This is a genomic window from Segatella salivae DSM 15606 (assembly GCF_000185845.1).
Lineage (GTDB): Bacteria > Bacteroidota > Bacteroidia > Bacteroidales > Bacteroidaceae > Prevotella > Prevotella salivae.
In genome coordinates, this window is sequence record NZ_GL629647.1 from 1,075,579 (window position 1) to 1,099,835 (window position 24,257).

Annotated in this window: 22 protein-coding genes; 13 read left to right on the plus strand and 9 right to left on the minus strand. The window is 41.7% G+C overall.

What is annotated here, in order from left to right; all coding sequences use genetic code 11:
* Positions 1 to 79 precede the first annotated feature (79 nt).
* From HMPREF9420_RS04440 to HMPREF9420_RS04455, 4 genes are all read right to left on the minus strand, one after another.
* Entirely contained in the window at positions 80 to 1,159 is a 1,080-nt protein-coding gene (locus tag HMPREF9420_RS04440) for a branched-chain amino acid aminotransferase (protein ID WP_007134259.1), read from the minus strand.
* A gap of 581 nt (positions 1,160 to 1,740) precedes the next feature.
* Positions 1,741 to 1,938 (minus strand): exodeoxyribonuclease VII small subunit, encoded by a 198-nt coding sequence (xseB, locus tag HMPREF9420_RS04445; protein WP_007134260.1) that lies wholly within the window; start codon positions 1,936 to 1,938, stop codon positions 1,741 to 1,743.
* Between the two features lie 5 nt (positions 1,939 to 1,943).
* Entirely contained in the window at positions 1,944 to 3,236 is a 1,293-nt protein-coding gene (gene xseA, locus HMPREF9420_RS04450) for an exodeoxyribonuclease VII large subunit (protein WP_007134261.1), read from the minus strand.
* The gene (locus HMPREF9420_RS04455; protein ID WP_007134262.1) at positions 3,233 to 4,642 is read right to left on the minus strand and encodes a S8 family serine peptidase; all 1,410 of its coding nucleotides are present in this window, start codon (positions 4,640 to 4,642) and stop codon (positions 3,233 to 3,235) included. The genes xseA and HMPREF9420_RS04455 overlap by 4 nt, the downstream gene beginning before the upstream one ends.
* Before the next feature lie 188 nt (positions 4,643 to 4,830).
* On the opposite strand from HMPREF9420_RS04455, the gene HMPREF9420_RS04460 reads away from it, so the two are divergent.
* Positions 4,831 to 6,654, plus strand: a complete 1,824-nt coding sequence (locus HMPREF9420_RS04460) for a transglutaminase domain-containing protein (RefSeq protein ID WP_044078765.1) — start codon at positions 4,831 to 4,833, stop codon at positions 6,652 to 6,654.
* A gap of 50 nt (positions 6,655 to 6,704) precedes the next feature.
* Positions 6,705 to 8,837 (plus strand): DUF3857 domain-containing protein, encoded by a 2,133-nt coding sequence (locus HMPREF9420_RS04465; RefSeq protein WP_007134264.1) that lies wholly within the window; start codon positions 6,705 to 6,707, stop codon positions 8,835 to 8,837.
* Between the two features lie 450 nt (positions 8,838 to 9,287).
* Here the strand turns inward: HMPREF9420_RS04465 and HMPREF9420_RS04470 are convergent, their stop codons facing one another.
* The gene (locus HMPREF9420_RS04470; RefSeq protein ID WP_007134265.1) at positions 9,288 to 9,575 is read right to left on the minus strand and encodes a GNAT family N-acetyltransferase; all 288 of its coding nucleotides are present in this window, start codon (positions 9,573 to 9,575) and stop codon (positions 9,288 to 9,290) included.
* 205 nt (positions 9,576 to 9,780) lie between these two features.
* On the opposite strand from HMPREF9420_RS04470, the gene HMPREF9420_RS04480 reads away from it, so the two are divergent.
* The 10 genes from HMPREF9420_RS04480 to HMPREF9420_RS04525 are packed head-to-tail and all read left to right on the plus strand — an operon-like array spanning position 9,781 to position 18,149.
* Positions 9,781 to 11,166 (plus strand): MATE family efflux transporter, encoded by a 1,386-nt coding sequence (locus HMPREF9420_RS04480; RefSeq protein ID WP_007134267.1) that lies wholly within the window; start codon positions 9,781 to 9,783, stop codon positions 11,164 to 11,166.
* Positions 11,141 to 11,764, plus strand: coding sequence for a cytidylate kinase-like family protein (locus tag HMPREF9420_RS04485; RefSeq protein WP_044078767.1), 624 nt, complete (start codon positions 11,141 to 11,143; stop codon positions 11,762 to 11,764). The genes HMPREF9420_RS04480 and HMPREF9420_RS04485 overlap by 26 nt, the downstream gene beginning before the upstream one ends.
* A complete protein-coding gene (locus HMPREF9420_RS04490) occupies positions 11,761 to 12,270 on the plus strand; it encodes a metallophosphoesterase family protein (RefSeq protein WP_007134269.1) in 510 nt (169 codons plus the stop codon). Before HMPREF9420_RS04485 ends, HMPREF9420_RS04490 begins: the two co-directional genes overlap by 4 nt.
* A gap of 5 nt (positions 12,271 to 12,275) precedes the next feature.
* The gene (rfbB, locus tag HMPREF9420_RS04495) at positions 12,276 to 13,424 is read left to right on the plus strand and encodes a dTDP-glucose 4,6-dehydratase (RefSeq protein ID WP_007134270.1); all 1,149 of its coding nucleotides are present in this window, start codon (positions 12,276 to 12,278) and stop codon (positions 13,422 to 13,424) included.
* Positions 13,425 to 13,451: 27 nt separating this feature from the next.
* Positions 13,452 to 14,615, plus strand: a complete 1,164-nt coding sequence (purT, locus tag HMPREF9420_RS04500) for a formate-dependent phosphoribosylglycinamide formyltransferase (protein WP_007134271.1) — start codon at positions 13,452 to 13,454, stop codon at positions 14,613 to 14,615.
* Positions 14,616 to 14,622: 7 nt separating this feature from the next.
* On the plus strand, positions 14,623 to 14,895 hold the full coding sequence (locus HMPREF9420_RS04505) for a hypothetical protein (protein WP_007134272.1): 273 nt from the start codon (positions 14,623 to 14,625) through the stop codon (positions 14,893 to 14,895).
* Complete coding sequence (locus tag HMPREF9420_RS04510) at positions 14,896 to 15,306, plus strand: sugar 3,4-ketoisomerase (RefSeq protein ID WP_007134273.1); 411 nt, start codon at positions 14,896 to 14,898, stop codon at positions 15,304 to 15,306. It begins immediately after the preceding gene.
* Positions 15,294 to 16,232, plus strand: coding sequence for a GNAT family N-acetyltransferase (locus HMPREF9420_RS04515; RefSeq protein ID WP_007134274.1), 939 nt, complete (start codon positions 15,294 to 15,296; stop codon positions 16,230 to 16,232). The genes HMPREF9420_RS04510 and HMPREF9420_RS04515 overlap by 13 nt, the downstream gene beginning before the upstream one ends.
* Positions 16,229 to 17,329 (plus strand): DegT/DnrJ/EryC1/StrS family aminotransferase, encoded by a 1,101-nt coding sequence (locus tag HMPREF9420_RS04520; protein WP_044079091.1) that lies wholly within the window; start codon positions 16,229 to 16,231, stop codon positions 17,327 to 17,329. The genes HMPREF9420_RS04515 and HMPREF9420_RS04520 overlap by 4 nt, the downstream gene beginning before the upstream one ends.
* A 19-nt stretch (positions 17,330 to 17,348) precedes the next feature.
* The gene (locus tag HMPREF9420_RS04525) at positions 17,349 to 18,149 is read left to right on the plus strand and encodes a TlpA family protein disulfide reductase (RefSeq protein ID WP_007134276.1); all 801 of its coding nucleotides are present in this window, start codon (positions 17,349 to 17,351) and stop codon (positions 18,147 to 18,149) included.
* Between the two features lie 566 nt (positions 18,150 to 18,715).
* On the opposite strand, the gene HMPREF9420_RS04530 is transcribed toward HMPREF9420_RS04525, so the two are convergent.
* Genes HMPREF9420_RS04530 through cdd form a run of 4 tightly spaced genes read right to left on the minus strand, consistent with a single transcriptional unit; the run spans position 18,716 to position 21,957 of the window.
* Entirely contained in the window at positions 18,716 to 19,291 is a 576-nt protein-coding gene (locus HMPREF9420_RS04530) for a LutC/YkgG family protein (protein WP_007134279.1), read from the minus strand.
* Between the two features lie 19 nt (positions 19,292 to 19,310).
* A complete protein-coding gene (locus tag HMPREF9420_RS04535; protein WP_007134280.1) occupies positions 19,311 to 20,684 on the minus strand; it encodes a lactate utilization protein B in 1,374 nt (457 codons plus the stop codon).
* A 25-nt stretch (positions 20,685 to 20,709) separates the two neighbouring features.
* Positions 20,710 to 21,447 carry a (Fe-S)-binding protein gene (locus HMPREF9420_RS04540; protein ID WP_007134281.1) on the minus strand — a complete coding sequence of 246 codons (738 nt, stop codon included), beginning with the start codon at positions 21,445 to 21,447 and terminating at the stop codon, positions 20,710 to 20,712.
* 27 nt (positions 21,448 to 21,474) lie between these two features.
* Complete coding sequence (gene cdd, locus HMPREF9420_RS04545; RefSeq protein WP_007134282.1) at positions 21,475 to 21,957, minus strand: cytidine deaminase; 483 nt, start codon at positions 21,955 to 21,957, stop codon at positions 21,475 to 21,477.
* Between the two features lie 160 nt (positions 21,958 to 22,117).
* On the opposite strand from cdd, the gene HMPREF9420_RS04550 reads away from it, so the two are divergent.
* Positions 22,118 to 24,232, plus strand: coding sequence for a DNA topoisomerase 3 (locus tag HMPREF9420_RS04550; RefSeq protein WP_007134283.1), 2,115 nt, complete (start codon positions 22,118 to 22,120; stop codon positions 24,230 to 24,232).
* Positions 24,233 to 24,257 lie beyond the last annotated feature (25 nt).

Sequence of the window (24,257 nt, forward strand, 5' to 3'; positions counted from 1 at the left end):
ATAAAATAAATTAATTGATGAGTAAATAATTTACATTCGACGGCACAAAGCCATCGAATGCGTATTTTGATTTAATTGTTTATCCAATAACAACTGTGGTCCAACCATGCTTATCTTCAATGGTTCCATACTGTATTCCACGCAAGGTTTCATAGAGTTTGGTTGACCATGGGCCTGGCCTCTCACCGAAACGATAGACTTTTCCGGTATCCATATCGTCAAGATGAGATATCGGTGAGATGACGGCGGCTGTTCCACAAGCTCCTGCTTCCTCAAAAGTCTCAAGTTCTTCTTCAGGAACTGGGCGACGCTCTACCTTCATTCCAAGGTCTTCTGCAATCTGCATCAGACTCTTATTCGTAATAGATGGCAGAATGGAAGTACTCTTTGGAGTAACATAAGTGTTATTTTTTATTCCAAAGAAATTGGCTGCTCCACACTCATCTACATATTTCTTTTCCTTTGAATCGAGATAAAACTCACTGGCATAGCCCTTTGAATGTGCAATAGAATTGGCCTTCAAACTGGCTGCATAGTTGCCACCCACCTTATATTTACCTGTTCCAAGCGGTGCCGAACGGTCGTAATCACGAATAATAACATAGGGGTTTGCAGAGAAACCTCCCTTGAAATAAGGGCCAACTGGGGTCACAAAAATCATAAACAGATATTCTTCGGAGGGATGAACACCTACTTGTGCCCCTGTTCCTATCAGCAAAGGACGCACATAAAGCGTTGCCCCGCTCTCATAAGTAGGGATATATTCCTGATTAAGACGAACGACTTTCTTCACCATTTCAATGAAAAGGTCGGTCGGAACCTCTGGCATCAGAATGCCACGGCAGGTGCTTTGCAGACGCGATGCATTCTCTTCAACACGGAAAACGCGTACTTTTCCGTCAGGACAACGATAAGCTTTCAACCCTTCGAAAGCCTCTTGACCATAGTGAAGACATGTAGCTGCCATGTGAAGATGAATATATTCTTCAGAGCATACCTCTATTTCGCCCCACTTTCCGTTGCGATAATAGCAGCGAACATTATAATCTGTTGGTCTGTAACCAAACGATAAATTAGACCAATCCAAGTCTTTCATCACCTTAAATGTTTTATTGTTTATTTTTATTTCAACTACAAAAGTACAAAGAAAAATACGCATGACCAACAAATCCCTGTCAAAATTAATCACGTTTTTTATTTATTATCGTTGGAAAATACCACTTTTCGATGAAACAAAAACACCTTAATGATTGACCATATTATTCAAATTATCAATCTCTCATGGTGAAAAAGCAAGTTGATAAGCAATGAATAAATTTACATTATTATTGAATCTGCAAATCCACGAAAGCCACTACATCCGTCAATAAAATTCAAAGTGCATTTGCTTTTGCCCTAAAAATTTATTATCTTTGCATCAGGGAAAGTATTGATATGCTTTCCCTTTTTTCATGGTTCTATTCATAAGGGCATATCAAACGGCCCTTTATCAAAAATAATCCTTACAAAATAAGCTCATAATTTAGGTCATTTTACCGCACGAAATGGCCTTCTTAACAACCCGATTCCATAGAGAACAACAGCCAAACTGACGCTAACGAGCAATCAAGACGCTATCAATAAGATTGCAAGCACTTTATAGTTGTCCGTTATTCTTACATCTTTCTTAAACTTTGTTAATACAATTAAGACTATAATATTACAGCTTTCGACATTCAAAAGCCATAAATTCAGCTTATATCAAGCATCTTTTTCTAAGATTTTTTTAATTTCGTTATCTGTTTTTGTCAGCTTATCTTTGCAAAGTTTAATCAGCTTTTGTGCCTTCTTTAGTTGTTCACTGAGCGCATCAATCCCAAGTTCATTGTTCTCCATTTGCGTCACAATATGCTCTAACTGATGCAAAGCCTCTTCATATTTTAATTCTTCTTTTGCCATATTCTTTATTTGATAATTGATAGAATGGTTCCGTTTTCAAGTATTGTTTCTATTTCATCACCGCTCTTCAACAGTGACTTGTCTTTCACTATTCGCCCATTTAACATGGTCATGCTATAGCCCCGATGCAGCAACAACGTAGGATCGAGCGACTTTACACGCTGACTAAGTAAGCTTAAATGATAGTTTTCGCGCATCATCTGTTGTTCTATAGTCGGTTTTATGCCCTGTTTCAACTGCTCAAGTCTATGAGTTTCTTGCACCAAATGGGTTTGAATAGCCGTTGTTAAAGCTTGAAGCCTATGTTCAAGCATAGTCTCTTGGCGCTCCTTATATAACGAAAAAAGCATTGGAATCTTCTCTCCAAGGTGCTGAAGTTGAGCTTTTTCCATTTCCATTCGATGCCGAACACTGGTTAAAAGTTCTGTTTGTGCATCGAGAACACGCTCATAAACTTCTTGCAAATGGTCTACAAGGAGGGCTGCAGCGGCTGTAGGCGTTTTCACACGAGTATGAGAAACCATGTCAAGTACAGACTCATCGCGGTCGTGTCCGATACCCGTGATGACGGGAAGTGGAAAGTTTGCCACGTTTTCGGATAGCGAAAGGGTGTCAAACCCGCTCATATCGCTCGTGGCACCACCACCTCTTATAATCACAACCACATCGAAATCATCCATCCGTTGATTGATTTTGTTGAGGGCAGCAATCACACTTTGTTCTATCTCCTCACCTTGCATGACGGCAGGAAACAAGCGAGTATAGAACTTCAATCCATAGGAATTGTCGTTCAACTGATGACAGAAGTCACCATAACCCGCGGCATTTGCACTTGAAATAACAGCTATTCGTTGGGCAAAAAGCGGTAGTTCGAGCTCCTTTTGCAAGTCGAAAATGCCCTCAGCTTGTAGCTGTTTGACAATCTCTAAGCGTTTACGTGCCATATCACCCATAGTAAATTCGGGATTGATATCTGTCACAATCCATGAAAACCCATAGGCTTCGTGGAAGTCGGGATAAACCTTTAGCATCACTTTTAGCCCTGCATGAAGATATTGTCCGCTAACTTTCTCAAACTTAGGGCGCAGTGTTTGCCACTTGTTTTTCCAGCATTTGGCTGACGCTTTGGCTACAGGCGTGTTACTGAAAAGCTCTTTTTGTATCAGTTCCATATAGCAATGGCCTCGCACTTCGCGAAGTTCGGAGAGCTCAGCCTCAACCCAATACTCGTTATCAAAGGCAGTTGAGATGACTTCTCGCACGAGATTGTTGAGTTCAAAGAGTGATAATGCTTTCATTTTCGACCTGAATTATAGGCTTTCCAAAAGTCAGGAACGCCGTAACCAAAGACATTATTGGGCGTGGTTGCATTGTTTCCGCTCGCAATGACAAGGCTGATAATCTCACGAGCTGACTTATCTGGCAGTGCCTGCCAAAGGCAAGCGACCATCCCAGAGATAAGGGGTGCAGAGAAAGAAGTACCCATTTCATCGACTATAGTGCCTCTACCTGAGATGACAGCTGTAGGACTTCCATAGGCCATTACATCGGGTTTGACTCGTCCATCCTGTGTAGGTCCAACGCCAGAAAAGGCTGCATTCACGCCCGAAGGTGAGATTGCACCAACCGTAAGAATATCTTTTGCATCGGCAGGGAAATTGATTTTCTTCCATGTTCCCATGCCATCATTACCTGCACTATTTACCAACACGATACCTTTTGAGGCCAACAGCGATGCCGTTCGCGAGATAAGGGTCGTCATTCCATCCATTTCATCATAGTGATGATTGGTAGATGCGTCATCAAAATCATGATAACCGAGCGACGAATTGATGATATCCACCCCCATAGAATCGGCATATTCCACTGCTTCTGCCCAGTAATCCTCTTCTGCAATGCTTTCCGTTTGGCGGTCTTCACAACGTATCAACAGATAGGAAGCATCCGGAGCACTGCCTACATAGATACCCGGCAGGTCGGTAGCCATAACAGAAAAGACCATCGTTCCATGCTCCATCTCCGAGAAAATGCTTTTAGAACGAGGCACAACAAAGTCGTTCTGTCCCACGATTCGACATTTTTGCAGGCATGGAATACGGTCAACATTCATAAAACCAGCGTCAAGGACGGCAATCATCTTGCCCTTTCCGCGATATCCTGAGGCGTGCATCTTAATCCCATTTAACGTGAGAAGTTGTTCTTTTGTGACGCCAAAACGGTTGCCTTCTGCTATAGTATCCCAACGATTAAACTCCTTTTTATAGTTCAATCTGACGGAGTTTGTGATAGAATCTGGTGAAGAGAATGTGCGGAAAACACTCTTCACAAAAGGTAATTTCAATAATTCATAAACCTTTCCTGGGTTACTACAGCGCACAAGTACGGTGTTATTCCATTTGCTTTTGCCCACAATCTTCAACTCTTTTGATGCCGAAATGGCATGCAAATAACTTTCATTGAGTGGTAAATCGGTTGAATCAATGGCAATATGTTGACGCTTTCGTCGCTCAATTGCACGTGGCGAAAGGTATTCAGATGGGGCATTTAACGAATAGCGCGAATGGTTTTTATCTTTCAAGGTCACGCGAAACATATAGCATTTTCCACCAGGATAAGAAATCATCTCGGTGGCATTGACTCTTGCAAAGGCAGAAGCCACACAGCAGAGAAATGCAAACATGAACAGGAAAGAAGTTTTATTCATCGATACATACTTAGGTTTCAAGTGTACAAAAGTAATATTTTATCTCATAAAAACAAAGAAAAACGGATGAAAACCAGTTCACACTGAAAATAGTTACAACTTAAAGAACAACCTAATGAAATTTTATTTATCTTTGCGACTGATTCATATTATATTCGGACAACTGTTTTTCTTAGATACGAACGCACATGAAATGTAATCTAAAATCATTCTTATTGTCGGCAGGAACACTGCTTCTGACAATGTGTTTCAACACTACTTATGCACAGAAATGGGACGATAAAATCATCATTTCGCAATGTACTGACCAATATGTCATGTTACTTGATCATGAGAATCCTATCGTTAAGAACACGAAACGCTATGTTTACGAATCTAATTCGGCTATAACCGTCAATCCAGAAACAGCTGCTTTCTACGGAGAGAATATCACATTAGACGATGTTTCGGGGCGAGGAGTGAAGTTATATAAGAATATTACCCCAGAGAATGTATTCTATGATGACACTAAAGCCTGTATCATTCGAGGATACATTGATAAGAAAGGTGGAACTTGTAAAGCCTCATTTGAACGCACTTTCAAAGATATCAAATACTTTACCCGCATATATCTCCTTGAAGAATATTTCATTCGAGATAAGACTTTGACGATAACCATCCCTAAACAACTGTCAGGTTATCACATCAAAGAAATGAATTTTAAGGGCTTTAATATTGAAACCTCCCATAATTCTACCCCAGAAGGCGAAACCTTTACTTACACTTTGCACAATGCGGACCGCATGAAAGAGGATAAAATGATGCCCCCTATCTCAAATGTATACCCATATTTGCTCATCACGGGGTCGTTTTCAGATGCCAATGCGCTTTATTCTTGGTCAAAAGAAATGGCAAATGTAGACTGCACTATACCCAATTTAAAGGAACTTTTACAAGAAATCAACGCACATAGTAAAACAGATGAGGACAAGATTAGTAACACTTACCAATGGATTCAGGACCATATTCGCTATGTAGCCTTTGAAGCTGGCATCGCAGGACACCGCCCAGATACGCCTAAAGAGGTGCTTCGCAAACGATATGGTGACTGTAAAGGTATGGCCTTATTACTGAAAACGCTCCTTAAAGCGCAAGGTTTTGACGCACGACTTACCGACATTGGAACGGATGAAATACCTTTTAAGATGAGCGAAGTACCTACACTTGCTGGCGCCAACCACGTCATTTGTACGCTCTTTTACAAAGGAAAGACCTTCTACATCGATGCTACTTGCAACCACATTCCATACACTTATACGCCACAATACATACAAGGTTCAGAGGCAATGATAGAGAATGGAGACAAGCCTTTGATGCAAATCGTACCACAACAAAAGGCAGATTCGTCCATTGATAGCCTCTCTTATGCTTACCATTTGCAAGGAGATGCACTTGTAGGAAAAGCAAACTATCTGCTAAGAGGCGACATGAAAGAATGGTTTATGAGTCTCATTGACGATGCAGGAAACAAGAATAGCGAAGAGATTTTAGCCAATAATCTTAATGCTGACACGCATAACATGACGGTTAATAACGTGAAATGGATAGATAAAGACGCACGAAATGTGTGGGCAAACTTTGTTGGTGACATCGTCAATCAGCCTGCAATACAACAAGCTGACGGTGAAATCTACGTTGAACTCAACCCTCATAATAACCTCTTTGACAACAGAATAGACACCACAGGGCGTGCAAATGACTTTTATTTCCCTGTGCGTTGCAACATCGTTCGACAGGCTTCATTGACCATTCCAGCAGGATATAAGGTTGATTATATGCCTCCTTCTGCCACATTCTCTACCCCAGAAGGTGTCCTTTCGTGCCAATTCAGCCAGAAAGGAAACACCATTCTCTTCCACCAAAAGATGCAAATCAACCATCGTCGCATACCCATTGCAAACATTCCAAAATGGAATGAGACCATAAGTAAATGGAAAGATGCTTGCAACGAACAGGTAGTATTGAAGAAATAACAAAGCGAATAACATATAAATAATACTCATCTATAAACAGACCCATATTTATGAAGAAGCTATTAACTTTGCTTTTGTTGGCCATCATCGCACTACCAACATTAGCGTTTGACGACAACGACTACCAAAAGTTTGTCAAAGAGGTAAAAGAAGACGTATGGAAAAAGGACCTTCCACAATTCAAAAACCGCACTGTTCCTGAGCAATACAAGAACGAATCGGCTGTGATTTTGGCACGATATGAGGAACTTTCCATCGACTTAAGTAAGAAATTCAACTTCTTTGCCTTTGCAAACCTCAAGCAAAACACAGCAAATCATCTGAGACGTTATCTCGTTAAGATAAACGATAAAGCTGCACTCGATAACTTCTCTACATTTGATTTCCGCACGTATGACCGCTCTTTCAATGATCTTTTGCTTCGCGAAGACCATCGAACTGTGCTTGGAGTGCGCGTCATTAAACCCGATGGAACTATCAAAGAGGTAAGCAGTGACGAATATCAAGACGCTAACGAGGGCAAGAAAGGACAAGAAAAGCGCGCCAAACTGGCTGTACCTGACTTGCAAGTTGGCGACATGTTAGACTATTTTGTCTATGACTTTGACGTGATAAAAGAGGATAACTTCGACCCAACTTTATTCTTTTTTGGAGCTGATTACCCAATACTTGACTACACAATTCATTGCGAAATAGACAAGAAACTCTGTACACAATATCGCACGATGAATGGCGCTCCAGACTTTAAATCGGGTGAAAAAGGTGACTATATTACCCTTGATGTGCACGCTAAAAACATAGATAAGACGTTGCCAAACTATGCTTTCAACCCTATTGCACAGGCTCCATTCACGTTACTTTATGTTACCAACAACAACATCGCTTTACTCTATACACCACAGAGTGCAAAGCAAAAGGGACTGCAAGCAAACCCTGATGCAAAGGTGATTCAACAGGATGCATGGACTGATTGGGATGATCACTGCCCCAAATGGGTATTCTACAAGAAGACGGGTAAGGTCATTAAGAATGCTAAAAAGCTTGGAAGTGATGAAGAGAAAGCTGACTATATATACAACTATTGGGTATTACAATCACTGTATTTCAATCAACCTCAAGAGACCGATGATAACTTTTCAACGCTCTTTACGACAATTCTTGATATGCTGAAAGTACCTTATAGTCGTGCAATACTAACCAGTTGGTATAACGAGCCCCTTGATCAGCTCATCAGTTATATCGATGTTTCGCGCGCAATTATGCTCAAAAACGGGAAATGTTACTTTCCTTTGAACAACGTAGTAAGTGCAAATGTCATCCCCTCTCTTTATCAAAACCGAGATGGAATGTATACAGACAGGGCGAAAAGGTTTTATAAAGGCCCATTCACTACATTCAAAACAGCAGGTTCTAAGGCTTCAGACAATGTAGAAAAAGTTATGATTGACGCCACGATTACAGATGGAATATTAAATATTAAGCGTCAAAACACAACGACAGGTTGCGAGAAAGAAGGTCTCATTTCGACTTATTCTACTGGCGAAGATCTCGTGAAAGCATGGGGCAAACCCTATGAAGTTACGACCTCATCTGACATCTATAACTATAAAGAAAGCGAAGCAAAGGCGAGGGCAACTGAACGAGCTGAGAAGGACAAACAAGTCATTCCGGAGAGGTTTTCAAAAGAAATCAAAGCCTATCATGATAGAGCTGCCATGAAGATTAATGCCACAAACGTAGACAATTACGCTGAAAACAACACCCCATTTGTCTATACAACAGACTATCAAATGGATGGATTGGTGAAAAAGGCAGGCCGTAATCTTGTGGTTTCTGTAGGTCAATTGTTTGGACAACAAACTCATATTGAGGGCAAAGATCGTAAGCGTGATGCGGATTTAATCTTTGATTTCCCCCGCACTTACACTGTAACCATGAACCTAACGATTCCTTCTGGCTATTCTATTGCACCTGAAAGTTTGCAAAAACTCAATAATAACATAGACAATGAGTATGTAAACTTCACAACAAAAGCCCAAGTTCGTGACGGAAAACTCGTCATAAACTTTGATAAAGTGTATAAACAGCAACGCATACCTGCGGCTAAATGGGCACAGATTCTTGCCATGCTTGACCAAGCTTACGAGTTTACAAGCCAGCAAGTTGTATTGAAGAAGAATTAAACACACCTCACATCCTCTTTTGCCTTGCCTTTGTCTGAAACATGATATCCTTAAAACAATCGGATAAAAGCAAGGCAAAAAGGGTATTTTATGCATTATAGTTATTTAACAAAATAATCAAATTAATTTACGATAAAATCTATTTTATCAGATAAATCAAAATCAACGAGTCTTTCATTCGCATGAAATGACTGCATCATTCCATTCATTTTATCTCATAAAATCAGCCTGTTTGTTCCATAAAATGACCCACTTCGCAAAGCAATTCGATATGGATTAATACAGATTTCGGCCCTTTCCTACCAAAAGAACAAAACAAAGCACGAAAAAAGGGAAAGCACTTTCGCACTTCCCCTACGGCAAAGATAATAAAATGTAGAGGCAAATGCAAATGTGAATTGAATTTAATTTACAATTAAACACTATCTACCTACCTCTCAGAACGCATTATTATTTAGAACTATTCACATCATCATACGCACGATGTCGGGCGAATTGTGCTACGACATACGAGCAAACGGCACGAATCTTTTTATTGTTTTGTCGTGCATAAGCTACGGCTTCATCAAGTAAGGCGCGTGCAACGCCACGACCTTCATAAGCTTTTCCTACGAGAGTATGCGTGATTGCGAAACGTTCTTTGTCGTCCCATTCATACTCCATTTGACCGATTTCAACTCCGTTTTCAAATGCAACGAAACGACCACTTGTTGGCTTTTCTTCTTGTTTTATTTGCATATCACTTTGTTTTTAATAGCATTATATGACGCTAAAAGCATTGCAACAAATCTCTTGCCAAGTCTCTTTGGCTGTCAAGCTGACTGCTTACTTCAGCCCACTGAAAAGAGATTGAAAGCGATTTACCGCATGATTCATCATATTTTCGTTACATTTCATCTTTATAAACAAGGTGAAACCAAAAATAATTTTGTATATTTGCATCATGGATAATAAGGAAGCTACACTGCAATTAGGCACACAACCCGTTGGGAAATTGCTGTTACAATATGCCATGCCGGCCATCGTTGCCATGATGGCAGCATCGCTTTACAACATTGTTGATAGCGTTTTTATCGGTCAACGCGTTGGACCAATGGCTATTTCAGGCCTTGCTATCACCTTCCCTTTTATGAATTTAGCAAGCGCTTTCGGTGCAGCGGTGGGTGTAGGAGCATCTACTTTGATATCTGTTAAGCTGGGACAAAAAGACTATAAGACTGCAGAAAACATCTTAGGAAACACGGTTTCATTGAACCTTATCATAGGAATTGGCTTCTCAATAGTGTCATTATTGTTCCTCAATCCTATTCTTCGATTCTTTGGAGCCAGTGATGCCACGCTGCCATACGCCCGAGATTACATGCTGATTATATTGGGAGGAAACGTCTTTTCGCACATGTATTTCGGCATGAATGCCGTACTTCGTGCTGCAAGTAAGCCGCGACAAGCCATGTATGCCACGATATTTACCGTTGCAATGAACACACTTCTCGACTATATCTTCATCGTAGAATTTGGTTGGGGCATTCAAGGTGCGGCCTATGCAACGATACTTGCTCAGGTGATGGCCCTTATTTGGCAGCTTCATATCTTTAGTAACAAGAAGGAACTACTCCATTTTCAGCGCGGAACTTATAGGCTTCGGAAGTCTTTAGTGAGGAACATCATCGGCATAGGAATATCTCCTTTTGCCATGAATACATGTGCCTGCATGGTGGTAATCTTTATTAATCAGCAGCTCGTTCGTTACGGAAGTGACTACGATGTGGGTGCATACGGCATCGCAAATAAGGTTTCTTTCGTCTTCATTATGTTCGTAATGGGCATCAATCAGGGTATGCAACCGATAGTAGGATATAACTATGGCGCGCAACAATTAATGAGAATGATTCGCGTAGTGAAGCTATCGATTGTGGCAGCAACGGCAGTTGTGTTCACAGGATGGCTCATTGGGATGTTTGCTCCCTATTATTGTGCACGCGCATTCACCAAAGATCCGACGCTGATTCGCTTGGGAATGAAAGCCATTCGGTTAAGCATGATTATGTATCCTGTCATAGGTAGTCAGATGGTTACAGCCTTTTTCTTTCAAAGTATCGGTAAGGTTAAGATTAGTATCTTCCTATCTTTGTCGCGACAACTCATCTTTTTACTTCCTGCTTTGATTGTGATGCCAATGTGGTTTGGCGTAAATGGTGTTTGGTATGCAATGCCATTTTCGGACGGTTTCGCTGCCGTCATAGCCGCTTTAATGCTGATGGGCTACATGAGAAAATTCAAGAAACAATATAATGAAATACAACATGAAAGACCAAAAGATAATTATTAATATAGGAAGGCAAATCGGAAGCGGTGGAAGAATCATTGCAAGACAACTTGCAGAGGTACTAAACTGCGCCTTCTATGACCGAGAACTCTTGAATCTTGCAGCCAAAGAAAGTGGTTTTAGCGAGAAGTTCTTTGAGCAAAATGATGAGAAGAAAGGCTTCCTTCATACGCTTTTCCACGTCAATATCCCACTAATGGGCGAGAATAACTTCTATAAGAACGACTTCTCTCAAGAGAGTTTATACCAATTTCAGAGTGATGCTATCACCAAAGCTGCCCGAGAAGGCAACTGCGTTTTTGTGGGAAGAACGGCCGATTACGTACTGCGTGAGTTTCCAAATACAGTGAATATCTTCATCACGGCTAAGCTTGAAGACCGCATTCAGCGTGTTGCCGAACGACAACATGTGTCTGAAGAAGAAGCCAGAAAATATATTTCAGCACGTGAAGAGGCCCGCGCTATCTATTATAACTACTATACTGGTAAGAAATGGGGAGCCTCTGAGAGTTATGATCTCTGTGTAAATAGCAGTATCTTAGGTTTAGATGAGACTGTGGAATTTATCACTTCATTTATAAAAAGACATTTTAAGCAATGAAGAAAATAGGCATTATCAGCGACACTCACGCCTATTGGGACGATAAATATGAGCTATATCTCGGCGAATGTGACGAGATATGGCATGCTGGAGACATAGGTTCCGTGGAACTTGCCGACCGCTTTGAAGCGATGAAACCTATCTTTCGAGCAGTTTATGGCAATTGCGATGGCTATGAATTACGAGCCCGTTATCGTGAGATTCTACGCTTTAAATGCGAAGATGTGGATGTAATGATGACACATATTGGCGGTTATCCAGGACGTTATGAACGTGCAATTGTCCCGCAACTCATGGCATCTCCGCCCGACTTATTTATCTCTGGACACTCTCATATCCTTAAGATTATGCCGGATAAAAGCTTGAATCTTCTCCACATTAACCCCGGAGCAGCAGGTATGCAAGGCTGGCATAAAGAACGAACCATAGTTCGTTTGACGATTGAAGGAAACAAATTCACTGATTGTGAAGTAATAACATTAGGACAGAAACATTCAAAATTATAGATAATATGAAGACATATCTTGTGACAGGTGCCGCTGGTTTCATTGGCGCTAACTACATTAAGTATCTCCTTTACCGTAAGTATAAGGACCAAGACATTAGAGTTATCATCCTCGATGCCCTCACTTATGCCGGCAATCTCGGTACAATCAAAGATGATATTGACGATAAACGTTGTGTGTTTGTTAAGGGAGATATTCGTGATCGTGAACTCGTTGATCGCCTATTTGCCGAAAATGACATTGACTATCTTGTCAACTTTGCAGCCGAAAGCCATGTAGATCGCAGTATAGAAGACCCACAACTATTTCTGAATGTTAACATTTTAGGGACTCAGAACCTTTTAGATGCGGCTCGGAGAGCTTGGGTTACAGGCAAAGATGAATGTGGTTATCCCACATGGAAAGCCGGAAAGCGTTATCACCAGGTATCAACCGACGAGGTATATGGCAGTCTTGGTGCCGAAGGATACTTCACAGAACAGACTCCTTTGTGTCCACATAGCCCATATAGTGCCAGTAAAACGAGTGCAGATCTATTCGTTATGGCTTATCATGACACGTTCCACATGCCCGTAACGATTACGAGATGTTCGAATAATTACGGCCCTTATCACTTCCCAGAGAAGTTGATTCCATTGATGATTAATAACATTTTAGAGGGCAAAAAGCTACCCGTCTATGGCGAAGGACTAAATGTTCGCGACTGGCTTTATGTGGAAGATCATTGCAAAGCCATTGATTTAGTTGTACGAGAAGGCCGTGAAGGTGAGATATATAATGTTGGAGGACACAATGAAATGACCAACATTAACATCGTAAAGCTAACGATTAAGACTATACATGATATGATGGAAGCCGATAAAGACTTGCGTTCTGTACTCAAAAAGAAAGTAAAGGACGCGCAAGGCGACTGGGATATCAGTTGGATTAATAACGATTTAATCACTCATGTGACTGATCGCTTGGGCCATGATCAGCGATATGCCATCGATCCTACTAAGATAAAAGAAGAACTTGGCTGGTATCCTGAGACACGATTTACCGATGGTATCGTCAAGACTATTAAGTGGAATCTCGACAATCAGCAATGGATTGAAGAAGTAACCAGCGGAGATTATCAGAAATACTACGCTGAAATGTATGGTAATAGATAACCCTCTAATCGATAATATCCCCCAACCATGACAAAGAAAATCATGCTTTTAGGCTCTGGAGAGCTTGGAAAAGAGTTTACTATTGCAGCAAAACGTGTTGGACTTCATGTCGTTGCATGCGACCGTTACAATGAAGCGCCTGCAATGCAAGTGGCAGATGAACGCGAAATCTTCAACATGTTGGATGGTGATGCCTTAGCAGCCGCTGTAGAAAAGCATTGTCCTGACATCATCGTTCCAGAGATAGAAGCTATCAGAACAGAGCGACTTTTTGACTTTGAACAACGTGGAATACAAGTTGTTCCCTCTGCAAAAGCGGTCAACTTCACAATGAATCGTCGCGCAATTCGTGACCTTGCATCTCGTGAATTGGGCCTGCGCACAGCCAAATATTACTATGCAAAGACCTTTGTAGAGTTCAAACAAGCTGCAGACGAGATTGGTTTTCCTTGCGTGGTAAAGCCATTAATGAGTTCAAGTGGACACGGACAAAGTTATGTTCATAATGATAATGAGCTGCAAGCTGCTTTCCATGAGGCCATGGAAGAAGGCAGAGGAGACGTTAAAGAGGTTATCATTGAAGAGTTCATTGACTTTGATTCAGAGTTCACTCTACTCACTGTAACTCAAAAGAACGCACCAACCATCTTCTGTCCCCCTATTGGTCATGTGCAGAAATCAGGCGATTATCGTGAGAGTTGGCAGCCATTTTGTCTCCCCGATGAAGCCTTATCACAAGCTCAACACATGGCAAACGAGGTGACAAAAGCATTGGAAGGATACGGCATTTGGGGTGTAGAATTCTTCCTAACCAAGCAGGGAGAAGTCATCTTTTCAGAGCTAAGTCCGAGACCACATGACACAGGTATGGTCACGTTGGGACACACAACAAACCTCAACGAGTTTGAACTTCACCTGCGAGCTATTATGGGTTGGCCCATACCTGCTATTCATTTAGAGCACAACGGCTGTTCAGCTGTCATCCTTTCAAAAGAAAACGCCGACCATGAACCTACATATAATCTCATGGAGGCATTGAAAGAAGATTGCACGCGCGTTCGAATCTTCGGCAAACCCGACCAACATGTCAACCGAAGAATGGGCGTAATGCTATGTTATGGCAGCCTCGACAGCGACATGAATGAGTTGCGTGACAAGGCAAAACGATTGGCTGCAACTGTTATTAAATAAGTAACACGTGGAAGAAATAGATAAAATTGACACGATAACCAAGTTTCTTGACGACCTCGAGAAACTTGGAAAGCAACTCTCTCTCATTCAAGAAGAGCAGAAAAATGTGCTTGCTTATATGCTGAATCTAAAGCAAAAGCACAACACTGAGACGCAAGAATACAACCAGCTTGCAGTCAGAAGTAGAGACTTACAGGCTTTAATTGACAAATACCGCCCTATCTATGAGGAGCGAATGTCATGGATAAGGGACATCAAAAAGAAAGGGAAAACAAAATAGATGAATGAATTAGGACAGCTAATTAACCTGCCGAAAATCATTGACCCGCGTGGAAACCTGACCGTTGCTCAGGCTTTTGAGCATGTACCCTTTGCCATAAAGCGTGTTTATTGGACGTATGATGTACCCTCAGGTGAAAGCCGTGGTGGACACGCGCACTACAAATGCCGCGAGTTTATCATTGCCGTCAGCGGCAGCTTTGACGTGTGTCTTGACAATGGGCAAGCCAAAAAGACTTATCATCTCAATCATCCCTATCAAGGATTACTTATTGATACCAACATTTGGCGTACGTTAGAAGACTTCTCTTCGGGTGCCGTTTGCCTCGTGTTAGCCGAAGATGACTTCGACGAAAAAGACTATATATACGATTATCAGCTATTCCTTAGCCACTTAAAATGTTTGAAATAAAGCCCTATTCCCCTGAAATGAAATCCGAATGGGATGCGTTTGTTGATGCAGCTAAAAACGGATTGTTTCTCTTTTTCAGGGATTACATGGACTATCATCACGACAGATTTGAGGACCATTCGATTGTAGTTTACCGACAAAACAAGCTCTATGCGCTCCTGCCGGCAAACATTTCACACGATGTTCTCTATACACATCAGGGCCTGACTTTTGGCGGATTGATTGTCAACGAGCATTTCACTGCGGCTGATTCTATTATAGTTTTCAAGCTCATCAATGCCTATTTGCGCAATAAAGGCATACGAAAAGTAGTGTATAAAGCTATCCCTTGGCTCTATCATCAGCAGCCCGCTGAAGAAGATCTATATGCTATTTACCGCACAACTAACGCCAAATTAGTAGCCCGAGACATATCAACTGCCATCCGACTTGACATGCCCTTAGCCTACAATGAGATGAGAAACAGGGGAATAAAAAAGGCACTTCACCATGGCATAATGGTCGAAGAAAGTAATCGTTGGACTGACTTTTGGGAGGTATTGACGACAAATCTACAAACCAAATATCATGTTTCGCCCGTTCATTCGCTGTCAGAAATACGCATGCTTAAAGCCAGTTTTCCAAACAACATCCGTCTTTTTACAGCACAACTGAACGGCAAAGTACTTGGCGGAACGGTGGTATATGAATACGGAAATGTGGCACATACGCAGTATATTTCAGCCTCTTTAGAAGGTAAAAAACTACGCGTTCTCGACCTGCTTCTCGACAAATTGATTCATGAAGTATATCGAAACAAGATGTGGTTTGACTTTGGAAAATCCACCGAACAACAGGGAACAATCCTCAACGAAGGCCTCATCTTTCAGAAAGAGAGCTTTGGTGGCCGTGCCGTTTGTTATGATTGGTATGAATGGGACTTATGAAAATAGAATATCTTTCACTGCAACGCATCACACAACAACATGCCGATGAACTTCACAAAGCTGTGCAAAAGGTCATCGATAGCGGCTGGTATCTGCAAGGAAAAGCTACAAATGACTTTGAAACGGCTTATGCTCAGTATATTGGAACGCAACATTGCATCAGCTGTGGCAATGGACTTGATGCGCTGACCCTCATCTTTAGAGCGTATAAACAGCTTGGAAAACTTCATGAAGGCGACGAGGTTATCGTGCCCGCCAATACCTATATAGCTTCCATTCTCGCCCTAACCGAAAACCAACTCAAGCCAATCCTTGTCGAACCTGATATGCTTTTGCAACTCGATATCACACGGATTGAGGCTGCTATCACACCGAAAACACGAGCTATTCTGCTTGTACATCTCTATGGAACTTGTGCTATGCACACCACCATCAGTGCCATTTGCAAACGCCATAACCTACTGCTTGTAGAAGATAATGCCCAAGGTCACGGCCTAAAATGGCATGAAAAACATACGGGAAGTATAGGAGATGCCGCTGCACATAGCTTCTATCCAGGAAAGAATCTGGGTGCAATGGGCGATGCAGGTGCCGTGACAACAGACGACAATCAGCTTGCAACCATCGTCCGTTCTCTTGCTAATTATGGCAGCAATCGCAAGTATGTATTCCCCTATCAAGGCTTAAACAGTCGCATGGATGAATTGCAAGCAGCCATATTAATGACGAAGTTGACCTACTTAGATCATGACAATCAACGTCGCCGAAACATTGCAAAACGCTATGAAGAAGCTATTCGTCACGAGGCCGTTACACTGATAAAACCACGCAATTCCGTGTTTCATATCTATCCGATATTATGCAAAAGACGCGATGAGTTGCAGCAATATCTGGCGTCGAAAGGTATTGAAACCCTCATCCACTACCCCATCCCACCCCATAAGCAGGCTTGTTATGCGGTATGGAACAGCCTACAACTCCCTATCACTGAACGTATTGCAGCAACAGAACTCAGTCTGCCCTGCAATCAAGCCATGACCGATGATGAGGTGGAATATGTCATTCATTCGATTAACACATGGGAAAAGACAATATAAGAACATAAAATATACAACTATGAAACCCACCATTTACAAAACCACAATCGTAGTATTATTGCTATTTTTCATTCCTTTTATGCCAACAAGTCAGGCACAACAGACCAAAAAGGAACTCGTAGGAGTGCTCATTAATCATCAGTTTTATTCAAAAGATATGCCGCTTAACGAAATCATGGGCATACAGAAAGGCTTTCAAAAGCTTGACGATGGCGAACAACATACAGTTCTTCACGTCCTTGTTCCTGACGATTTTGTAGCGCCAAAGACTTGGAAGAAATATGAAATCAAGCGCAGTAATGTTGTCAATGCCGACAAATTTGAAGCCAAAGTGCTCCTTTTTGATGAGATGAAAAAGGTAACTCATAGTGCAGACAAACAATTTAAGAACCTTAAAATCGGTCAAAAACTACCAGGAACATTCACACTTCAAGACCTCGATGGAAACACTTGGACGCAAGATTCGCTAAAAAACAGAGTAATAGTAGTTAATGTTTGGTACTCAGGATGTGGTCCTTGCAGAAAAGAAATGCCTGAACTATCAACCTGGAAGACCCGCTTTCCAGAGGTGATTTTCCTCTCTGCAAACTTCGAAAAGCCTGAGATTGTGAAAGCTATCACCGAAAAACATGGCTTCAACTGGACGCATTTGCCCAATGATAGATACTTTACGCAATGGGTAGGTAACGAAGGTTTCCCGCTAACGCTTATCATAGCAATGGATGGAACGCTGCAATACCTCTCACACAAAACAAGTAATGAAATACGTGAAGAAGTGTTTAGACGCCTCAAATGGCTTACAACCATACAAAAAGAATAAGTTAGAATTAACTTAACAAAAGCCTCTTAAAGACGGCCTTTGTTTCAAACTTCAGCCCAAAGGGTCACGAATAGGGCCATTATTTGCCTGTTATGATAAGTCATTGAGTACCAAAAGGTTTCATCATCACACATTATTTTCAGCACCGAAAATATGGATTTATCTTGCAAATCAAGGCGCATGATGAAACCTTTTGCATCAGTTCATCATGTGAAATGCGTCAAATAGTGTCGTAAAATGGCTGCAATCATATGATGAAATGCAGCAGAAAGAATGATGAAATGAGGCCCATGAGACATAAAATGACCTGAATCAGGGTCTACAACCATTTGAAAGAAGTCTTCACTTCACTCAAAAACGTAAGAAAACACAATGAAAACCCTGTTTAATTCTACAGAATAAGCTTTCAAAAGATATGCTTTTTTGAAGAAGATACTTTACAAAGAATAAAGTAAAAACTTAGAAAAAATAATAAAATCGGTTTCTCATATTCGTTTATTTCAACCTTATTTTTGTGTTGAATTGCAAGTCAACAGAATATGAGAAACCGCAGTATGCGTGAAGATTTAACCCACAAGAATCACCAAAACGGAGCGTGCTGCCTGCGCACCCATAACCAACGCCTGTTCAATATCAGCCGTTTTGCTCGGTCCACTGATAAAAGTTCCAAAGCCATAAGACGTCATTTTTATCCTCTTATAAGCCTGATGCATGTTATCTACGACTTGATTTCTGTCGAGAATAATAACTAAATTCTCTGAGATAAAACACACAACCTTCTCTTTCATGACTTGAGGTATCCAGATACAACCATTCTCTGCCACCCCAACTTCACCCTTAACAACGCCCACATCCGTGCCATTGAGGTCACTGGCTTCGGCAACTGTGTCGGGGTTTAGTTTGGCATTGATGCCTGGAACATTACTGGCAATGACCTTAGCATCAGGATATGCCTCAGCAATTAAAGCGTTAAGGTCGTCTGTTGGCTTTGCTTCGACAATGTTTGCACCTGCAGATTTAGTCATTTCTACAAACTGCTTGATAGGCTCAGGATAGGTAAGAGCATCGATATGCAAGTCAGGCATGTCATATTGTTGACGGATATGAGAACGCAATCTATCGAGAAAATCTTTCTTTTCCATAACTATTCATTACATGATTTCATTTAGCCTGGCCTTTCTTCCATAACTCGTGGAAAGACTTTTTGGCAAATTCGGGCTTCGTATGTCCTATTCCCCATGGATTGAGATGCTTGAAATGAGTCATCCTTTCGGGGACAAAGTCGGCTAAAGGAGCAAACATTAATGCCGTATGATAAAGCCAAGAACTGTCATAAAGCACTTTCATTCCTTCAGACATTGCCTTTTTCATTCTGTCAGCCTTACCCATTTTATCAAGACTTTGACGCCAAACATAGATCTGACTACCAGGTGCTACCTCGGCCGGACAAATGTTATCACAACTCAAACACAATGAACAAGCACTGACATCACCATAGTTTTGCTTTGGATTGTGCATCATTCCAAGATTCACTCCGATAGGTCCTGGGATGACATAAGTATAACTATGCCCACCACTTCGACGGTAAACAGGGCAGGTATTCATGCAAGCGCCACAACGAATACACTTCAAAGTTTCCCAATGATCAGGGTTAGCGAGAAGCTTACTGCGTCCATTGTCAACCAAAACCACGTGCATTTCGCCACCTGGACGTGCCTGACGGAAATGTGAAGTGAAAGCAGTTGCAGGCTGACCTGTACCACATCGGCTTAGCAAACGATGGAAAACAGCCAATGAATCATAATCAGGCACAAGCTTTTCTATACCCATCGAAACGATATGTAGCTTCGGAACAGAGGTTGACATATCAGCATTTCCCTCGTTCGTACATACCACAATATCGCCTGTTTTGGCTACACCGAAGTTACAACCAGTCATTCCTGCCTCAGCTTCTATAAACTCATTACGAAGCGAATAGCGTGCACACTGCGTAAGATATGTAGGATCATAGTTGCCAATTTCATGCGAAATGCCCTTCTCTTCGAACATCTTTCCAACCTCTTGTCGGGTTAAATGGATGGCAGGCATAACGATATGGCTCGGCCGTTGACCTAAAAGCTGGAGGATACGCTCGCCTAAGTCCGACTCAACAACATCGATTCCACGTTCTATTAGGTAAGGATTCATCTCACATTCCTCCGTCAACATAGACTTCGATTTGACCATCTTCTTGACGTCATGTGACTTGAGAATATCATATACAATGGCATTAAACTCGGCGGCATCACTGGCCCAATGCACAATGACTCCACGGCTTTCGAGTTGAGAAGTGAACTGCTCAAGGTAGTCAACAAGATGTGAAAGAGTGTGTCGTTTGATATCACTCGCGTGCTGTCGCAAGTCTTCCCATTCAGGCAACTGATGCGCAGCAGCATCATGTTTCATACGAAGTGACCAGAAAGTTTGGTCATGCCATGTAGTTTTGTCATGGTTTTCGTTGAATATGGCAGCCCTTTTTGAATGATCTGTACTCATAGATTTCTTTTCCTTTTATGCTAAATTAGAGTCCGGCAGCCAATATTTGGGCTACATGAACGAATTGAATGGGTTTGTGTTCTCGCTTAGCAATGCCCGCCATATGCATCAAACAACTGCTATCTGGGCCTGTAACAAACTCGGCACCTGTGGCCATGTGTCGACCAATCTTATCTTCTCCCATGCGTATAGAGACTGCCGTTTCTTCAACAGAGAACATCCCTCCGAAGCCACAACACTCGTCTTTGCGGTCTGGTTCCTTAATCGTTATATCCTTGATTAACTTCAACAAGTCGATAATCTTATTGTAAGGAGGGATGTTTCGCTCGGAAGGAGCAGACAATCCAAGTTCTCTCACGCCGTGACAACTATTATGTACGCTCACCACATGAGGGAAACTACCTGGCAAAGACGTGATTTTTAGCACGTCATGTAAGAACTCTACGATGTCCATTACCTTCTTAGAAGACAGACATTCGTGTTCCCCTTTCAGCAAACGAGGGTGATAAAACTTCACGTATGCAGCGCAAGAAGCAGATGGAGCAACAACATAATCGAAGCCGGAAAACATGGAATCAAACTTCAAAGCCAATGACTTTGACATGCTTTCAAAGCCTGCATTCCCCATCGGTTGACCGCAACAAGTTTGCTTTTCGGGGTAACCGACGTCAACACCAAAGTGCTTTAACAGCTTATATGTGGCGACTCCGGCCTCTGGATAAAGTGCATCAACATAACAAGGAATAAACAATCCTACTTTCATAATGTTTTTGTTATAATATAAAGCGTGTCATTTTCGCATGTTTTCATCCACGAAAGCAAAGGGCAAAAGGTCCTTAACACTATGTAGAATATAAACACCTGACGTGCCAAAAAGCAACACACGGACATTTTGTTTGTATCGATCTTCTATCTCAAGCATTACTTGTCGGCATGCGCCACAAGGCGTAATAGGATCTGACAAGAAGCCTTTCTCATTGTGAGCAACAATCGCTAATGTATCAATTGCTTGCTCTGGATAATGCGATTGAGATGCAAATATGGCTGAACGCTCGGCACATAAGCCCGAGGGGAAAGCTGCATTTTCTTGATTAGCGCCTATAACAACACGACCATCATGCAGACGCAACGCCGCCCCTACATGGAAATGGCTGTATTTGGCATAGCTATTCTTGATGGCAGCCTTAGCACATTCTATGAGGTTTTGGTCCTGTTCACTCAACTCTTCGAATTGACAGAAATCATAATCTATTTCTATCTTCAATTTCTTCATTGCGTACTAATGTTATTGAATACTATCTACAAAGGTACAAATTAAATCGAAGTATCTATATGTTAAAAGCACTTTTTTATCAACTTGCAAGGCTTCAATCTTCATTTTCGTGACATTTTCAACAATAATTTGTATCTTTGCAGACCTAAACTAATAAAGAATGATCGTCTGTATTGCAGAGAAACCAAGCGTAGCAAGAGACATAGCACGCATCTTAGGAGCCACAACGGCAAAGAGCGGATATATGGAAGGCAACGGATATCAAGTCACTTGGACCTTCGGACACCTATGCGAATTGAAGGAACCAAATGATTATCACGAGAACTGGAAGCACTGGAGTCTCGCCGCTTTGCCTATGATTCCTGAACGATTTGGAATTAAAGTCATCCCCGAAGATAGCATAAAGAAACAGTTTTCGATTATAGAGAAACTCTATGCAGGTGCAGATGAAATCATCAACTGTGGCGATGCGGGACAAGAAGGAGAACTAATCCAACGATGGGTAATGCAGAAAGCCAACGTAAAATGCCCCGTAAAACGCCTTTGGATATCTTCAATGACGGACGAAGCAATTCTACAAGGCTTCCAAAATCTTAGAGATGAGCAGCAATATCAACCGCTTTATATGGCTGGTTTGAGTCGAGCTATCGGCGATTGGATGCTTGGTATGAACGCAACTCGACTCTACACGCTGAAATATGGGCAAAATAAACAGGTGCTAAGTATAGGTCGTGTGCAGACACCTACACTGGCTTTAATCGTCAATCGGCAAAAAGAGATTGACAACTTCAAGCCAGAACCTTATTGGGTTTTAGCCACTATATATCGTGATACCCAATTCACAGCAACGTCAGGTAAGTTTACTAATAAGGAAGAAGGCGAGAAAGCATTTGCTACAATCGAAGGAAAGCCGTTCACAATCAAAAGTGTTCAGAAGAAGAAAGGAACGGAAACTCCCCCACATCTCTATGACCTTACTTCCTTACAAGTAGATTGTAACCGTAAGTTTAGCTACTCGGCAGAGACTACTTTGAATCTAATTCAAAGCTTATATGAAAAGAAATTCACCACCTATCCACGTGTAGACACACAGTATTTAAGTGATGATATCTACCCGAAATGCCCTCAAATACTTAATGGATTGAGTCAATGTAAGATAGAAAGTCAGCCAAAGTACATGCCGTGGATAAGGAATTTAGCCGCCATTAGCAAGAAATTACCCAAGAGTAAGAAGGTTTTCGACACCAGTAAAGTTACAGATCACCATGCCATCATCCCCACAGGAGTTCCTGTTCAGGGGCTAACTATCATGGAACAAAATGTGTTTGACCTCATCGCCACACGCTTTATCAGTGCCTTTTACCCTGATTGTAAGTTCTCTACCACTACAGTTCTTGGCGAAGTTGACGGCATTGAATTCAAGGTTACGGGTAAAGAAATATTGGAAGAAGGCTGGAGATGCCTCACTGAAAGCTCCTCAACAAAGAATGAAAAGAATGATATGCCATCAAATAACATGGCATCTCAAGAGAACGAAGCAAACACTTCTTCTTCTCTTCGAGGTGGAGTTGAGGGAGAAAATATTACGCTTCCCACCTTTACTCAAGGCGAAAGTGGACCTCATACGCCTACACTGACCGAGAAACAAACCACACCTCCCAAGTACTATACAGAGGCTTCACTGCTTCGAGCCATGGAAACGGCGGGCAAATTTGTTGAAGATGATGAGCTAAGAGCAGCCTTAAAAGAGAATGGAATCGGTCGACCTTCGAGCCGAGCAGGCATCATTGAGACCCTGTTTAAACGTCGATATATCCGACGGGAACGCAAGAATCTCGTTGCAACGCCTACGGGAATAGAACTCATTGACATGATACATGAGAAGCTACTCACCAGTTGTGAGCTCACAGGTATATGGGAAAAGAAGCTCAGAGACATTGAACACATGAAGTATGATGCCTCACTTTTCATCAGCGAACTAAAGGAACAGATTGCTAATATCGTTAAAGATGTGCTCAGTGACAATAGCAATCGCCGTGTAACCATACTCTCTGATGAAGACGTAAAGAAGAAAACGAAGAAGAAAGCTACTTCAAAAAAGACTACAAACAAACCTGCAAAGAAGGCAAAAACATTAGTACCAAATGACGAACTCATTGGAAAATCCTGTCCTGTTTGTGGGAAAGGACACATCATTAAAGGTAAAACGGCTTATGGATGTAGCTGTTGGAAGGATGGCTGTAAATTCGTTTTGCCTTTCAATGACAAAGCTTAGACAACGTTCATCAAGGTGAATAACC